Here is a 13259-nt window from a genome sequence, read left to right as displayed (position 1 = left end):
GATGAAACCAGCCAGTTCTTCACTCTCTCGCACCAATTATTATCTGGCCATCCTGTGGCCCTTGCTGGCGATCTTTTGTTGTTTGGCCTACTGGGCAGTGACGGTGTCGCGCGCGAATACCGAAGCCGAGCAGGCCGATGCCGACTTGTTGAAGGAAGCGGACTCGTATGCGCAGGCGTATGAGCAATACGTGACTCGCTCCATCGCGCAGATGGACCAGATTACGATGCAACTCAAGTATGGATGGGAGCGTGCGCCGAGCCTGACCGTGATCGAAGACATGCGCGCCGACGGCATGTTCACCGATCAGGCTTTTGTGTTCGTCGGTATCGTCGGCGCGGACGGTCGCGTGCGCTCCTCGTCCAAAGGCGGTGGCTTGCCGCATTCCGTGGCACAGATGCCGTTTTTCCTTCAGCACAAGAACAATAACTCGACCGCATTGCGGGTCGACCTGGCCCCGCGCGGACTCGAAGGTGGCGGTGAGCGGGTACTGTTCACCCGCAGACTCGATAGTGCCGACGAAGAGTTCGACGGTATTGTCGTGATGGCGGTCGATGGCGACTATTTCACGTCCTTTGTCGGCGCCTCGACCCTCGGCCACGATGGCCTGCTCACGCTGGTCGATACCGAAGGCAAGTCGTGGATCGAACAGGGCGCCCGTACGTTTACTGCAGACGGCCGGATTCTGCGCCTGCGGGCCACCGGCGGCCCCACCGGCGGATCGCGGCCAATCGGCGCCGATGGATTCCGGGATGGTGTTGCACGTGCACTTGGATGGCGCGATTCGCCAGTCTATCCGGTGGTCGCCATGGTTGCGCTGTCGCGGCACGAAGGTCAGGCCGCGGCGCTGATGTCCTGGAAAGCGGGCCGCGACCGTGTTTTCGCTGTCAGCGCCTGCCTCCTGCTGCTGTCAGGCCTGGCGAGCGTGCTGTCGCTGCGCGCGGCTGCCCGCGAACGCGACCAGGAGGCAGTGCGCCTGGCCTACCGGACCGCGACCGAAAGCGCGGACGAGGGGTTCTACATGGCTGCCCCGCTGCGCGACCGCAAGGGCCAGATCGTCGACTTCATGGTCGTCGACTGCAACGAACGTGGCGCCTCTTTCTACGGCATGCGCCGTGCCGAGCTGGTCGGACGCGCCGTGTCGACGATCGATCACGGCATCGGGGGCGCCGAGGTCATCGCGACCTATCAGCTGGCGATGTCGAACGGTTTTTATGAAGAAGACCGGCGCATGCCGGCCAACGACAAGGTCACCATCACCTGGGGCCGGCGGCGGGTGGTGCGCGTCGGCGACGGCCTTGCCGTGACCTTGCAGGATATCAGCGAGCGAAAGCGGCACGAGACCGAGCTCGAGCGCCTGGCGAATGAGGACCCGCTCACCGGGCTTCGCAACCGCAGCTGGCTGCTGAACTTCATCCCGGCGTTGCTGGACGGGACAGCGAGGGACGGCGCGGGCCTGGCCTTGCTGTTCATCGACCTGGACGAATTCAAGCACGTGAACGATTCGCACGGCCATGCCGTTGGCGACCAGTTGCTGACGGTGGCAGCGCGCCGCCTCGGTACGCTGCTGCGGCCTGGCGACCAGGTCGTGCGCTTTGGCGGCGACGAGTTCGTGGTGCTGCTGCATCCCGGGCAGGATGAACGCGCGATCGCCGCCGTGGCCGAGCGCATCGTGGCGGCATTCAAGACGCCGTTCGTCCTGGACGAAGGAATCCAGGCGGTCATCGGGGCTTCCGTCGGCATCAGCCTGTTCCCGCGCGACGGCGCCGACGCCAGAACCCTGATCCGTCATGCGGACATCGCCATGTATGCCGCCAAGGATGAAGGCAAAGGGCAATACCGTTTCTTCGACCCACGCCTGGCAGGGGAAGTCAGCCGACGCGTCCTGCTCAAGGAACAATTGACGGGCGCAATCGAGCGCGACCAGTTCTTCCTGCATTACCAGCCGCGGGTCGATCCGGCCTCCGGCACACTGCTGAGCATGGAAGCGCTGGTGCGCTGGCGCCACCCCGATGCAGGCATGGTGTCTCCGGGCGACTTCATTCCACTGGCCGAGTCGAGCGGATTGATCCTGCAGATCGGTGCGCTCGTGATCGAGAAAGCCTGCGCCCAACTGGCGGCCTGGCGCGAAGGCGGCATGCTCCTGGTGCCGGTGTCGATCAACGTATCGCCCATGCAGTTTGGTGGCCGGGGCGTCGTGCGCCAGCTCGAATCGGCGCTGCGGCGCCACGGCTTGCCGGCGGCGCTGGTGGAAGTGGAAATCACGGAGTCCGCCATGATGGGCGACCATGCCGAGATCGCGGCCGAACTGGCGCAGCTGCGCGCCCTCGGGATCAAGCTGCATCTGGATGATTTCGGCACCGGTTACTCGTCCTTGTCCCAGTTGCGGGCGCTTAAGATGGACGTGCTGAAGGTGGACCGGACCTTTACGGCAGAGCTGGAGCAGGCTGATGGCAAGGTATTTTTCGAGGCGATCGTCTCGATGGCGCACGCGCTCGGCATGACGGTGGTGGCCGAAGGCGTGGAAACGGCGGCGCAGCTGCGCATCCTGCGCGAACTCGGCTGCGACGAGGTCCAGGGCTTCTACATTGCGCGGCCGCTGCCCGCGCATGAGATCGAAGCCCGTTTTCTCGCCGCGCCGATCGACGCCTGCGCCTGACTAGCGTGGCAGGCGCAGCTTGGCCACCGCCTTCAGGGACGCGGCCAGCTCACGGGTGTCGGCCTCCGACGCGGCGACCAGATAGCCGCGTGCGTAGGCCGCATGGCGCGCAAGTTCGCCGTTGCCTTTCTGTAGCTCGGGTAACAGTTGATCGGCGACAGCGAAATCGTTCAGCATTCCCAGGTGATCCTGCAGTTCGGACAGCTGCGCAACATACTGCTTGACCTGCTTTGCCGGCAGCAGGTCACGGAAGAATTCAGCGCCATAGCGGGCTTTCTTGGCGGCGATCCGGATCCGGTGGCGGTGCTGCGGCTCCTTGCCGTCGAAATCGGCGATCCGCTTGCTCAGGCGCTTCTCGGCCTTGCGCAGCAGTGGCAGGCACGCCTTCGATGCGCGCTCGGCGAGCGGCGAGCGCTTTGGCAGGATTCCGTCAAGGCGCCACTGGCGGGCGTGCAACCAGCCGTTGACACTGAGCAGAACGTGCGTGAATCGGGCTGAATGCAAGGTCTGCAGCAATTGACTGTGCAACTTGCCGGCCCTGGCCCGCGCTGCGAGGCGCAAGGCGCCCGGATCGATGCCTTTCACCTGCTCCAGCGTCGAGTCGGCCAAAACGTCCCAGTCGCGCGTGGCGCCGAGCGCCCCGGCCAGCCAGTCGAGCCCTTCTCCGATGTCGGCCGGCGCCGGGGCCAGCTCCCCGAACATGTCGACCAGGGCGCGCAGGCGCCGCAGTCCGACACGCATCTGGTGCAGGCTTTCGACATCCTGTTGCAGCACGCCCGGCACGTTCGACTCCATCTGCTGAACGCAGTTCAGGCCAATGCGCTGGAAGGTATCTTCCAGCGTCGCGTGCCGTCCGAGCTTGACCCGCGTTGCCTTGACCGCTTGTGTGGGCACGGCCTCGAGCATGGCGAAGCCGCGCGCCGCCTTGCTGTCGTTCGACATGCGCAGCGGAATGTCTGCGTGCAGTGCGAGTGCCAGTTCGAACAAGTGGGTGGAAGAGCCGCGCTTGATTTCCAGTTCGAGTTCCGCGATTTCGGTGTTGTTGCCGCCCGATTCGATGCGCCCGGCGTCGAGTGCGCATTCCACTTCGTCGCCGTCCGGCCAGCGCAGGGACCAGGTCGTCCGGCGCGTGACGTTGCGGAAGATGGGCACGAGTTGTTTAGCCTCGGCAGCGGCAAGCAACTGCGCCAGCGCCGACGGCTTGATCTGGCGCGCCAGCAGGTCCGGTTGTGGCGTAGCATCGGGCAGCGCGCATTCCCATTCACCACGTTCGTGCAATCCAGGCGAGGTGGCGGCGGCCGTCTTGACGGTCTGGACCCACGTGCCGCCGGCTTCCCTGACGCGCAGTGTCAGGCCCTGTTTCCACAGGTCGTGCGCCGCGGTATCGTAATAGGTGTCGATCAACTGGTGTTCGTGCGCGCCGTCGGCGGCGAATTCTGCCAGCATGGGGTGTTGTCGCATCCGGTCGAGCTGTGCAGGCGGTACTTGCAACTTCAGTTCGGTTTCCATGTTGTTCCTTTCGAGGTGTTCAGACGGCGTGAACAGTGTGCGCCGGTTCGATACAATCCTGCCATCGTTTCTTCATCCTACCCCATCCGCGTATCGGACGGGAGCAGTGGTTGTATACTGCGTCAATCATCTCTTGAAAGTTGTGCGTATGTTCGCAGCAGTCGACCTCGGGTCAAACAGTTTTCGTCTTCACATCGGGGAACCCGCCGGCGGCGAGATGCGCATCGTTCGCAGTGCGCGTAATCCCGTGCGCCTGGCGGCCGGGCTAGGTCCTGACTGCAACCTGACTGCCGAGGCGATCGACACCGCGCTGCGCTGCCTGTCCGGGTTCGCCCAGATCCTGGCCGAATACCGCCTCGACGCGGTCCGTGTGGTCGGCACCAATACCTTGCGCGTGGCGAGAAACGCGCCCGAATTCCTGCCGCTGGCCGAGAAGGCGCTCGGCTATCCCATCGAAGTCATTTCTGGCGAAGAAGAAGGCAGGCTGGTCTACATGGGCGTAGCGCGCGCGGTGACGGATGCCGGCGAACGGCGGCTGGTGATCGATATCGGCGGCGGCTCGACCGAGGTGATCGCCGGTTGCGGCGACGCGATCGCGCTGGTCGAGTCGTTCAGCATCGGCACCCAGCCCCAGGCCTCGCGCTTCTTTCCCGATGGGCGGATCGAGCATGCCAGCTTCGACGAGGCCATCACGATGGCGCGGGCAATGTTCGAAGACGTGGCCGGCGCCTATCGTACGCATGGCTGGAGCGCCGCCTACGGCTCTTCCGGCACGATGCGCGCGATGGCTGAGGCGATCGCACGCGGGGGACTGGGCGACGGCACGCTCTCGCTTGACGGCCTGAACGCGCTACGCGCCGCGCTGGTCGAGTGCGGCCACATCGACCGCGTCGAATTGCCGGGACTCAAGCCCGAACGCGTGGTCGCCGTGCTGGGCGGCGTTGGCATCCTGATTGGCGCGATGCAGGAACTGGGAATCGAGCGGGTCAGCGCGATCAATGCCGGCCTGCGCCTGGGCGCCTTGTCCGACCTGGAAATGCGCGCGCAACAGTTTGATCGGCGCGAGCTGGCGATCGTCGCCTGCATGGCGCGCTTCGGCGTGGACGCAGTGCGTGCGCAGCGTACCGCGACGATCGCCCTGCACTTGTATGGCCAGCTCGGCGCGGGCGACGAGAGCTGCCTGCATTACCTGAGCTGGGCCTGCATGCTGCACGAGATCGGCCTGGCCGTATCGCACACGGGGGCGCACAAGCACGGCGCCTATCTGGTCGAACATGTCGATTTGCCGGGTTTTACGGAACGCGAAAAGCGCCTGATGGCCACACTCGTGCTTGGCCACAAGGGCAACCTGCGCAAGATCCGGGATGCGTTGGCCGAACCGGCGCTGGCGCGCATGGTGCTCGCGTTGCGCCTGGCGGTAGCGTGCATGCACGCGCGTGTCGACGATGAGCTCGGTGGCTTTCGGCTGCGCATGAAGCCCCGGATCGAGGCCGAACTGGCGCCAGGCTGGCTCAAGACGCATCCTACAATGCGTTTCTGGCTCGAGCGCGAACGGACGGCCTGGGAAGAGGCCGGCGTCGGTTTCCAGTTCAGGGAAGCGTAAGGGTCAGCGCAGCGTGCCGATCAGCTCAGGCCCGACCGCCAGCCGGATGAACGGCAGATTGTCGTCGGCGTCCGATCCCTTGATCCAGAACACGCCCGCCTTGCGGATTTTCCAGGGCTGCTTCGCCCCGGCCAGGATCAGTGCCGCGAGTTCTCCGAGCAGGGGCTGATGCCCGATCAGGAGTGCCGGAAAGCGGTTGCCCGGCCACCCGCAGGCCTCCAGCATCCGTTCGGCGGTCGATTCGGTATCCAGGGCGTCGTGTACCGTGTAACGGCGCCCCAGGCCCGCCGCAGTTTGCAGGCAGCGTACCGCCGGGCTGACCAGGATGCGGCACTGTTCCGGCAACTGCTGGTCGAGCCAGGCACCGACGCGCGCCGCGTGGCGCTTGCCTTTCGATGTCAGGGCGCGTTTGGCGTCGGGTTCGCCGTCTTGTGCTTCAGCATGGCGCCACAGGATCAGGTCCACGTCTGGTCTCCTTTTACAGGTTCGCCCTGCGCGCTGGCGCCGAGCGTGTCCATCAGCATTTGTTGTGCGTTGCAGATCTTTTGGCCGGAGCGCAGCTTGCGACGCCGGTACTGGCCGTCGCTGCCCAGTTCCCAGGCGTTGACATTGTCGCTCAGGTAAGGTTGCAAGCATTCGCGCAGCAGTCGCTTCTTCAAGGCGGGGGAGCGGATCGGAAACGCCACTTCGATGCGGCGCATCAGGTTTCGGTTCATCCAGTCGGCACTACTGAGGTAAATGTCGTGCTTCAGGTTGTTGCGGAAGTAGAAGATGCGGGTGTGTTCGAGGAAGCGCCCGACAATCGAGCGCACCTTGATGTTTTCGGACATGCCGGGCAGGCCCGGGCGCAGGGAGCATGCGCCGCGCACGATCAGGTCGATGCGCACGCCGTCAGAGGATGCGTCGTACAGGGCCCGGATCACGGTTTCGTCGGTCAGCGAATTCATCTTGGCGATGATGCGCCCCGGTTTGCCTTCGCGCGCGATTGCCCCTTCCTGGCGGATCATGCGCACCAGTTCCTTTTGCATCGAAAACGGCGCCAGCCACATGCAGCTGAGCTGCTTGGGCCTGGTCATGCTGGTCAGGTGGATGAAGACCTCGTTGACGTCGGCGGTCAGGCTGGCATCGGAGGTCAACAGGCCGATATCGGAGTAATTGCGCGCCGTGGTCGGATTGTAGTTGCCGGTGCCAAGATGGGCGTAGCGCCGCAATCCGGACGCTTCCCGGCGCAGCACCAGCGCCATCTTCGCATGGGTCTTGAGACCGACGACACCGTAGACGACCTGGGCACCGGCTTCTTCCAGGCGTTCGGCCCAGTTGATATTCGCCTCTTCGTCGAAGCGCGCCATCAGTTCGACAATGACCGTCACTTCCTTGCCGTTCTGGGCCGCGCTGATCAGGGCTTCCATCAGTTCGGAATTCATGCCGGCACGGTAGATGGTTTGTTTGATTGCCACCACGGCCGGGTCGCTGGCGGCAGTCTGGATGAAGTCGATCACCGGCTGGAACGACTGGAATGGGTGGTGCAGCAATACATCCTGGCGCGCCAGGATGCCGAACATGTCGTTGCGGTTGAATTTGGGCGGAAAACCGGGCGCGAAGGGCGGGAACTTCAATTCCGGGCGGGCATGGCTGTTGACGATTTCGAGCAGGCGGCTCATGTTCACGGGACCGTCGACGGCGAATACACGGCTGTCGTCGATGCCGAACTGGTCGCGCAGGAAGCTCGAGAGATGCGGCGGGCAGCCGTGGCCGACTTCGAGACGGACCGCAAAGCCGTACTGCCGGCTATGCAACTCGCTCTGTAGCGCCTGGCGCAAATTTTTGACTTCTTCTTCGTCCACCCAGAGATCGCTGTTGCGTGTCACGCGGAACTGCGAGCAAGAGACCACTTCGCGACCGGTGAACAGATCCGGCAGGTGCGCCTGGATGACCGAAGAGAGCAGGCAATAGCAGGCGCCCGGCCTGTCCGACAGCTCGTCGGGCAGGCGGATGACCCGCGGCAGCACCCGTGGCGCCTTCATGATTGCAATGGCCGTACCGCGCCCGAATGCATCCTTGCCGGAGAGCTCGACAATGAAGTTCAGGCTCTTGTTCATTACGCGCGGGAAGGGGTGGGCAGGATCGAGGCCGATCGGCGTCAGCAGGAGGCGTACTTCCTTGTCAAAATATTCCTTCACCCACGCGCGCTGGGCCGCGTTACGGTCGCTGCGGTGCAGAATGTGGATGCCGTTTTGCGACAGGCGCGGCAGGATTTCCTCGTTCAGGAGCCCATATTGGCGCGCGATCAGGCGGCGGCACTCTTCGCTGGCGCGGGCGAGCGTGGCGGCCAGGGTTTCCGGCATGCCGTCCATGCTGCGTTCGAGGGTGTGCTGCGCAAGCAGGCTGGCGACCCGCACCTCGAAAAATTCGTCGAGATTACTGCTGACGATGCACAGGAAGCGCAGGCGCTCGAGGAGCGGCAGGCGGTCGTCCTCGGCCTGGGCCAGGACACGGCGGTTAAATTCAAGCAGGGACAGCTCGCGATTGAGGAACTGGGCGGCGCCATCGGGCGGCGACCCGTCCTGCGCATCCTGGTGTTTCCCCTTCTTTTCTACTGTCAATGGCTGGTCGGCACTATCTGGCGTGGACGCAGAAGGCGCCTCATCGTGTTTCACCTTCTTTTCCATTTTTGGGCGCGGAGTCATGCAAGAACGTCAGTATGGTGGCCCGATATGACAGGCGTGTTACAGCATGTAGCCGTGCGGCTAGGCTGGCGGAGCGACACCTCGGGGTAGTGGGGTTGTGGATTAGTCATTGATGTCAAGATTAGCGCATTCTGACGAGGACGGCTATTCATGCATATACTGATCTATGGCCCGTCCAAATCGTTCCGCATCGTTTGTTGAGAGAGTCGATCTCCTGCTCAGTCATGATGTTGTCATAATCCCGGGTCAGGCTGGCACATGGCAATGACTGTCATGTTCTTTCAACCAATTGAGGCAATCCGAAATGAATGCGACACTGAACGAACGGCGATCCCCTTCGCATATTGGGCGCGCAGGCGTCAGTTACGATGCCTGCACGATTGCGCAGGCTCTCACCGTCCAAAAAACATCGAACCTCCTGAGTGCGGTCGAGTACCTGCAAGCCCGGGGTGTCGACGGCACCGTCATCCGCCGGGTCCTGTCGGGCGACGCCGTGCGGGATCTGCCCTGAAGAAGGCGCGCCCCGCCAGGTCAACAATAGCGGTATGCTGCTGTTGCCAACCATCGGAGAACGCATGCATCCTGCACATATCGTCCTGCTCGAATTTCATCCTGAACACGACAACCTGACGCACGAAAAGGAATTGCGTGACGGCCTTTCTGTCGCCCTGCGCATGGGCCGCACGCTCTGGCTCGCGAACGACGAGTCGGTCAGCCTTGAGCGCCTGACCATGTCGGAAACCGACAGCACCGGACGGAGCAGCTTCGCGCGCGAGCACAAGCAGTTCGCGCTCCACGACTTCCTGCCGCTCCCGCTGCCCGCGCACGGCGACACGCCCGACGATATCAACGAAGCCGACATCGAAGGTCTGGCCTACGACAACAAGTACCTGTGGCTGACCGGCTCGCATAGCCTGCGGCGCAAGCAGCCGCGGCCGGATGACGGCGCGAAAAAGGCACACAAGCGCCTGTCGTCCGTGAGCGCGGACGGCAACCGTTATCTGCTGGCGCGTATTCCCGTGGTCGAACAGGATGGCGAGTACACGCTGCTCAAGGACACCGGACAGAAGGGCAAGCAACGTACTGCCGCCATGCTGCGCAGCGGTGAACACGGCAACGAGCTGACCGCGCTGCTGAAACAGGACGAGCATTTCGGTCCTTTCCTGGCGCTGCCTGGCAAGGACAATGGTTTCGACATCGAGGGCATCGCCGTTGCGGGCAAACACCTGCTGCTGGGATTGCGTGGTCCGGTCCTGCGCGGTTGGGCGGCCATCATCGAGGTCGCGCTGGTCGACGACGAGGAAGCGGGATGGATGCGCCTGGCGCCCGTTGACGCCGACGGCACCATGCTGCGCAAGCATTTCCTCGACCTGGGCGGGTTGGGCATCCGCGATCTGTGCGTCCAGGACAAGGATCTCCTGATCCTTGCCGGCCCGACCATGGATCTGGACGGCCCGGTCTACGTGCTTCGCTGGGCCGGCGGGATACTGGCCGGCCGCGACACGGTCGTGGCGGCAGACCGGCTGGAACGCGTGCTGACCCTTCCGTATGGGCAGGGCGTCGACCATCCCGAAGGCATGACCCTGTTTCCTGGCAAGAAAGACAGCGAGGACGCACTGATGGTGGTGTACGACTCAGCCTCGCCGAGCCGGCAAATTGGCGACAGCACGGTCATTGCCGACGTATTTCCCCTGGCGCGGCGCGCGAAGCGAAAGAGCGATTGAGGCCGTGGCTTGCAAGCCACGCAGCACACGCGTCGTAACCATCCGTCCATGCACAGCCTATACTGAAGCTTCACTGTCATTCAGGAGTTTGCCATGAAAGCGATCCACCCTGTACTCGCAGCATTGACTACTGCATTGGTGTTTTCAAGCGGCGCCGCGCTGGCGCAGTCGGGCTTCAAGAAAGCCGGTGGCGTGCTGGCCGACGCTGCCGGGATGACGGTCTACACCTTCGACAAGGACACGGCCGGCTCGGGCAAGAGCGCCTGCAGCGCAGGCTGCGCGAAGATGTGGCCGCCGGTGCCTGCGACAGACGAGCGCGTCGCCTCGCCTTATTCGACCGTCACGCGCGACGACGGCACCAAACAGCTGGCCTACAAGGGCAAGCCGCTGTACCTGTTCGCCAACGATACCAAGCCGGGGGAGCGCAAGGGCGACAAACTCAAGGACGTGTGGCACGTGGTGGCTGACTGAGGACTTGCGCAGGGCCGCGCTTTGCTCGTGCATCTGAAAAACGCCGGTCAGCGCCCGCATCCGGTCCTGGACGCGCGCATATGCCGTCAATGCGCCGGCCGGGACCTGGGCGCGGCCTGTGGCTCGCTCGCGTTTGCGCAGTTCGGCGATAAATTCGTATCCATCCATGCCTGGCATGCCGATATCGCTGACGACCAGGTCGGGCCGAACACCCTCTGCTCGGCAGCAGGTTCATATAGACGCAACACTGTCGCTCGTCCATGACGAAGAGCGCAACAGTGGCGTTTTCGCATACGTCCTGCAAATGCGGAAGCAAACTCTGGTGTGGTGGAGAGCCACGAAATTGAAGAAAAGTTAATTTCGTCAATAATACCTAGAGCGTATTGCGCTTCGGGTTTGGATTGAATGCGTCACAGAATCACCAAATTCGTCAAATAACACTCGACAATTAGATGCATTGAGGTAATAATAGTTGTTTTAAGGAAATAATAGAAGATGCAAACAGGGCGCTCCTTCCTCGATGACGCACAAGGAAGAACAAGTTTGCCGGAACGCCGACGCGAAGTGCGTCGCGTATGCCGGGTCGGTGCAGTCGTGCGCATGGAGGGTTTGCCGCCAATGAAAGGGCGGACAGTCGACATCAGTCCCGCCGGCGTTGCGCTCCTGCTGCCCCGTCCATTCAGGCCGGGAACCATCTGCCATGTCAGCTTTACGCTGTACGTGAACGGCGCGCTGAGGAAGATCGAAGCCGGCGCCGAGGTAACGAATTGTGTTTTTTTGAGCGCAGATGTCCGCATCGGACTGCGTTTCGTCTCGTTGGACGAGCGGACGCAGAGCATATTGTCGGGATTTTCCCTGTAAGCCAGTCCTAATCCGTCGCCGGATTGAGCAGATACTCCCTGCCACTCGCATGCCCCGACGACATGATGATGCCGTACGAGGGCACCTGGCCGTCACCGCTCATGCTGAGCTTGTCGCGAATTGCCGGCAGCATTGCCATGAAACGTGCGATGTTCGGCAGCCAGCCGCGCGTCACGCTTGCGACCGCTGGGGATCTGCACTAGATTCCATCTGACCCGCGTCCCGGCGACGCTCATCCTGACAAGACTATGAAACCATCGAACCGCATGCTGAAACACCTCCTGCTGGCTGGCCTTTTCGGCGCCGGCGCCGTCCATGCCGCCGCGCTGCCGCCTGAATTCACGGCCCAGATGGACAAGGATTTCCCTGCCATCGAGGCCCTGTACCAGGACCTGCACCGCACGCCGGAACTGGCCTTCAACGAGCACCAGACCGCAAAGAAACTGGCGGAGCGCGTGAAAGCGCTGGGCTATGAAGTGACCACCGGCGTCGGCGGCACCGGCATCGTCGCGATCCTGAAGAACGGTCCCGGCTTGACCGCCATGCTGCGTACCGAACTCGATGCCCTGCCGGTGCAGGAAAAGACCGGCCTGCCGTTCGCCAGCACGGCGACGGCCAAGAACGCGGCCGGCGAGACCGTGCCGGTCATGCACGCCTGCGGCCACGACGTCCACATGGCGGCCTGGTATGCCACTGCAAAGCTGATGGCGGAAAACCGCAAGGCCTGGAGCGGCACGCTGATGCTGGTCGGCCAGCCGGCCGAAGAGCCGCTGACGGGTTCGGCCGCAATGCTCAAGGATGGCCTGTTCAAGCGCTTCCCGAAGCCTGACTACGCGCTCTCGATGCACGATGAAGGCACGCTGCCGGCAGGCCAGGTCGGCTGGCGCGCCGGCCACTTCCGTGCCTCCGCCGATACGATCACCATCACCATCCACGGCCAGGGCGGCCATGGCGCCACGCCACACGAAACGCGTGACCCGATCGTCATGTCGGCGCGCGTCGTGATGGCGCTGCAGACCCTGATCTCGCGCGAGAACAACCCGGCCGATCCGGTCGTCATCACCGTGGGCAGCATCCACGGCGGCACCCAGGCCAACATCGTGCCGGACCAGGTCAAGCTGCTGCTGACGGTGCGCACCTTCAAGCCGGAAGTGCGCCAGCGCGTTCTGGCCAGCATCGTGCGTGAAGTCGAAGGCGAAGCACAGGCCGCGGGCGCACCGAAGAAGCCGCAAATCGACATCGTGCCGGGCGCCGACTCGGTCTACAACGATCCGGAGCTGACCGCACGCGCCGTCACCGCGATCCAGGGCGCGCTCGGCACCCAGAACGTGGTCGAGATGCCGGCCAAGATGACGTCGGAAGACTTTGCGAATTACGGCCAGGCTGGCGTCAAGGCCGTGCTGCTGCACGTCGGCGCGGTCGAGCCGAAGAAGCTGGCGGACGCGCGCAAGGCCGGCAAGTACCCGCCGGGCACCCACTCGCCGCAGTGGGCGCCGGAATTCAAGCCCACGGTGCGCTCGTTCATCATGGCGGAGACGGCGGTGTTGCTGGATCTGCTCAAGCCGGGGCAGAAGAAATAAGGTAGTGAGGTCAGGAGTGAAGACGCCGGCGTGATGCCGGCGTTTTTGTTCGCGGATGCGTTTCGATGTGTTGGCGATGTCTGACGCGATGTGCATCGGCGCCATCGAACGCCACAAAAAAAAAGCCGCCCGGCATGCGGGCGGCTCGGTCGATCGCGCTACACG

Annotated in this window: 11 protein-coding genes and 1 pseudogene; 7 read left to right on the top strand and 5 right to left on the bottom strand. The window is 63.5% G+C overall.

Annotation, left to right across the window (positions count from 1 at the left end; genetic code table 11):
* The first annotated feature begins 1 nt into the window (after position 1).
* On the top strand, positions 2–2659 hold the full coding sequence (locus ACHAC9_RS09720) for a bifunctional diguanylate cyclase/phosphodiesterase (RefSeq protein WP_435759547.1): 2658 nt from the start codon (positions 2–4) through the stop codon (positions 2657–2659).
* On the opposite strand, the gene ACHAC9_RS09715 is transcribed toward ACHAC9_RS09720, so the two are convergent.
* Positions 2660–4168 carry a CHAD domain-containing protein gene (locus ACHAC9_RS09715; RefSeq protein ID WP_435759545.1) on the bottom strand — a complete coding sequence of 503 codons (1509 nt, stop codon included), beginning with the start codon at positions 4166–4168 and terminating at the stop codon, positions 2660–2662.
* 217 nt (positions 4169–4385) lie between these two features.
* Between ACHAC9_RS09715 and ACHAC9_RS09710 the strand changes: the two genes are divergently transcribed.
* Positions 4386–5771, top strand: coding sequence for a Ppx/GppA phosphatase family protein (locus ACHAC9_RS09710; protein WP_435759543.1), 1386 nt, complete (start codon positions 4386–4388; stop codon positions 5769–5771).
* Between the two features lie 3 nt (positions 5772–5774).
* Here ACHAC9_RS09710 and ACHAC9_RS09705 read toward each other — a convergent pair whose 3' ends face one another.
* Together ACHAC9_RS09705 and ppk1 are read right to left on the bottom strand one after the other, a co-directional pair.
* Entirely contained in the window at positions 5775–6236 is a 462-nt protein-coding gene (locus ACHAC9_RS09705; protein ID WP_435759541.1) for a SixA phosphatase family protein, read from the bottom strand.
* Entirely contained in the window at positions 6227–8440 is a 2214-nt protein-coding gene (ppk1, locus tag ACHAC9_RS09700) for a polyphosphate kinase 1 (RefSeq protein WP_435760053.1), read from the bottom strand. The genes ACHAC9_RS09705 and ppk1 overlap by 10 nt, the downstream gene beginning before the upstream one ends.
* 322 nt (positions 8441–8762) lie before the next feature.
* On the opposite strand from ppk1, the gene ACHAC9_RS09695 reads away from it, so the two are divergent.
* The 3 genes from ACHAC9_RS09695 (at position 8763) to ACHAC9_RS09685 (ending at position 10653) form a co-directional block, all read left to right on the top strand.
* Entirely contained in the window at positions 8763–8969 is a 207-nt protein-coding gene (locus ACHAC9_RS09695) for a hypothetical protein (RefSeq protein WP_435759539.1), read from the top strand.
* A 64-nt stretch (positions 8970–9033) separates the two neighbouring features.
* On the top strand, positions 9034–10182 hold the full coding sequence (locus tag ACHAC9_RS09690) for a DUF3616 domain-containing protein (RefSeq protein ID WP_435759537.1): 1149 nt from the start codon (positions 9034–9036) through the stop codon (positions 10180–10182).
* A 93-nt stretch (positions 10183–10275) separates the two neighbouring features.
* A complete protein-coding gene (locus ACHAC9_RS09685) occupies positions 10276–10653 on the top strand; it encodes a COG4315 family predicted lipoprotein (RefSeq protein WP_435759535.1) in 378 nt (125 codons plus the stop codon).
* A gap of 60 nt (positions 10654–10713) precedes the next feature.
* Here ACHAC9_RS09685 and ACHAC9_RS09680 read toward each other — a convergent pair.
* Positions 10714–10851, bottom strand: a pseudogene (locus ACHAC9_RS09680) (hypothetical protein); the annotation flags it as partial.
* Positions 10852–11148: 297 nt separating this feature from the next.
* Between ACHAC9_RS09680 and ACHAC9_RS09675 the strand changes: the two are divergent.
* Positions 11149–11514 (top strand): PilZ domain-containing protein, encoded by a 366-nt coding sequence (locus ACHAC9_RS09675; RefSeq protein ID WP_435759533.1) that lies wholly within the window; start codon positions 11149–11151, stop codon positions 11512–11514.
* Positions 11515–11521: 7 nt separating this feature from the next.
* Here ACHAC9_RS09675 and ACHAC9_RS09670 read toward each other — a convergent pair whose 3' ends face one another.
* Entirely contained in the window at positions 11522–11689 is a 168-nt protein-coding gene (locus tag ACHAC9_RS09670; protein ID WP_435759531.1) for a hypothetical protein, read from the bottom strand.
* A 73-nt stretch (positions 11690–11762) separates the two neighbouring features.
* Here ACHAC9_RS09670 and ACHAC9_RS09665 point away from each other — a divergent pair, with 73 nt between their 5' ends.
* The gene (locus tag ACHAC9_RS09665) at positions 11763–13094 is read left to right on the top strand and encodes an amidohydrolase (RefSeq protein ID WP_435759529.1); all 1332 of its coding nucleotides are present in this window, start codon (positions 11763–11765) and stop codon (positions 13092–13094) included.
* Positions 13095–13259: the final 165 nt, after the last annotated feature.

Origin of the sequence: Massilia sp. CMS3.1 (assembly GCF_051262535.1) — a bacterium.
In the GTDB taxonomy this organism is placed as follows: Bacteria; Pseudomonadota; Gammaproteobacteria; order Burkholderiales; family Burkholderiaceae_D; genus Telluria.
This window is presented reverse-complemented; position numbering and strand designations above follow the sequence as displayed.

What these genes read in the sequence shown, in the direction of transcription:
- ACHAC9_RS09690 (WP_435759537.1), top strand. Translation starts at nt 9,034, where the DNA reads ATGCATCCTGCACATATCGTCCTGCTCGAATTTCATCCTGAACACGAC.
- ACHAC9_RS09695 (WP_435759539.1), top strand. Translation starts at nt 8,763, where the DNA reads ATGAATGCGACACTGAACGAACGGCGATCCCCTTCGCATATTGGGCGC.
- ACHAC9_RS09715 (WP_435759545.1), bottom strand. Translation starts at nt 4,168, where the DNA reads ATGGAAACCGAACTGAAGTTGCAAGTACCGCCTGCACAGCTCGACCGG.
- ACHAC9_RS09665 (WP_435759529.1), top strand. Translation starts at nt 11,763, where the DNA reads ATGAAACCATCGAACCGCATGCTGAAACACCTCCTGCTGGCTGGCCTT.
- ACHAC9_RS09675 (WP_435759533.1), top strand. Translation starts at nt 11,149, where the DNA reads ATGCAAACAGGGCGCTCCTTCCTCGATGACGCACAAGGAAGAACAAGT.
- ACHAC9_RS09685 (WP_435759535.1), top strand. Translation starts at nt 10,276, where the DNA reads ATGAAAGCGATCCACCCTGTACTCGCAGCATTGACTACTGCATTGGTG.
- ppk1 (WP_435760053.1), bottom strand. Translation starts at nt 8,440, where the DNA reads ATGGAAAAGAAGGTGAAACACGATGAGGCGCCTTCTGCGTCCACGCCA.
- ACHAC9_RS09710 (WP_435759543.1), top strand. Translation starts at nt 4,386, where the DNA reads ATGCGCATCGTTCGCAGTGCGCGTAATCCCGTGCGCCTGGCGGCCGGG.
- ACHAC9_RS09720 (WP_435759547.1), top strand. Translation starts at nt 2, where the DNA reads ATGAAACCAGCCAGTTCTTCACTCTCTCGCACCAATTATTATCTGGCC.